This is a genomic window from Pullulanibacillus camelliae (assembly GCF_014642655.1).
GTDB classification, from domain to species: Bacteria; Bacillota; Bacilli; order Bacillales; family Sporolactobacillaceae; genus Pullulanibacillus; species Pullulanibacillus camelliae.
Genome location: NZ_BMIR01000045.1, coordinates 1 through 1,687 on the forward strand (window position 1 = coordinate 1; position 1,687 = coordinate 1,687).

At 41.5% G+C, this 1,687-nt stretch carries 1 protein-coding gene; it reads left to right on the top strand.

Annotation, left to right across the window (positions count from 1 at the left end; translation table 11 throughout):
- The first annotated feature begins 117 nt into the window (after window positions 1–117).
- Complete coding sequence (locus tag IEW82_RS19830; RefSeq protein WP_188699124.1) at window positions 118–1,527, top strand: ISLre2 family transposase; 1,410 nt, start codon at window positions 118–120, stop codon at window positions 1,525–1,527.
- Window positions 1,528–1,687: the final 160 nt, after the last annotated feature.

Consider the following 1,687-nt stretch of genomic DNA (forward strand, 5'->3'; position numbering starts at 1 on the left):
GTATGTGTAAAATAGTTCTCGGTGGTATTTCTACAAAATCCTAGCCAAAAAAGAAGAGGCACTCTATCATAAATGTATGCCTACCAGAGCAAATACATCGTAGAAAGAGGCCTCTTCATGAATACTATTATATCAAAATTATACAGATTAATACACCAAACAGATAATTTAATTGATTTCGAGGAAAGTGTTCGTACCTTGATGTATGAGTTGTTTGCGTCCTTGTTGGGGGACGTATTCACCAATATGAACACTGTCATTGTGAAGAAAAAACAAGCGGAAGGCTGGAGGGTTGAAAGAAATGACGAAAGGGAAATTCAATTCACTTTTGGTGGAGTGAGATTTACACATACGCTTATGCATGATTTAGAAGGTCATTCCCACTATCCTTTTGATGAATGGATTGGATTTAAAAAGTACAAGCGTAGAAGTCCTTTTGTAGAAGTAAAGGTTGCCGAAATGGCCGCTGAAAGTACCTACAGAGAAGTGGCTCATGTACTGAAGGAGTGGACAGCTGTAGATATTAGTCACGCAACGGTTGGAACGATTGTGAGAGAGGTTGGGAGAGCACAAGCTATAGCGGATAAGGACATGGTCATTGATTTAGAGGATTCCGCTGAATTGCCAGAAGGTGAAAAAGTTGAGTTTCTTTATGCAGAAGCTGATGGGGTATTCGTTAGGGGAACGGAAAAGAAAAAGAGTCACGAGGTAAGCCATGCGATTATTTACGAAGGCTGGGATAAGAGTGGGAAACGCGTATCTTTGCGTAATCAGAAAGTGCTTATGACAACCAAACCAACCTCGGAATTTTGGAAAGAAGTTCAGGCACTTACTGCCAATCATTATTCTTTGGAAAAGACACGAGTTGTAACGAATAGTGATGGTGGAGCCGGTTACACAGCTGAGAAGTTTCAAGAAGCCTTTTCCCAGTCAGAATATCCTGTTCTAAACCAACTAGACCCTTACCATGTATTCCAAGGGCTTAATCGAGCACTTGGTGCCAAACAGAGTGACTATAAAACGGAATTACGAAAAGCGTTAGAGAATCATGACTTAGAGCATTTTAACTTATGGCTGGATACTTACGAAAGCACGCTTGAAGACTCCAAAAAAACCGAAAAAGTTAAGGTGTTTCGTACGTATATCTTGAACAATTGGGATCGTATTTTGAATTGGAAAAAGCGTATAGATAATCCTCCAGAAGACGCAAGAAATCTAGGTGCGATGGAATCGAATCAGCGACGTGTTACTTACCGTATGAAGAAACGAGGCATGCATTGGAGTCCAGAGGGCGCAGAGGCGATGGTAAAGGTAAAACAAGGCATACTAAACGGCACCTTACGAGAAGTTTATCTTGCGGATCTTAAACGAAGTGCAAGAAAGCAACGAGAAGTGAAGAAGGTTGTCCGCATGTCTTCTTATTTGCATCAACCTACACGCCCGTCGATGGGTGCTAAGCAAGGCGTAATCGGTGTGTATGCACCTCATTCATCCGCCATAGGAAAGCTAGCTAAAAGTTTTAGATAACCATCCTGGCATTTTAAGTTAGGTTCTTGGTCTTTAGAACGTAACTTAAAATGACGGGGAACCAAGCGAAGACATTCGCGCGGTAGCTGGAAAAGCGTACAAATTTAGAGTGCCAGAAATACTGGGATGAATAGGGTACCGAGAAAAGTTTGACACAAAC

Bases quoted from the DNA above. Each gene is read 5' to 3' on its own strand.
- IEW82_RS19830 (WP_188699124.1), top strand. From the start codon at position 118: ATGAATACTATTATATCAAAATTATACAGATTAATACACCAAACAGAT.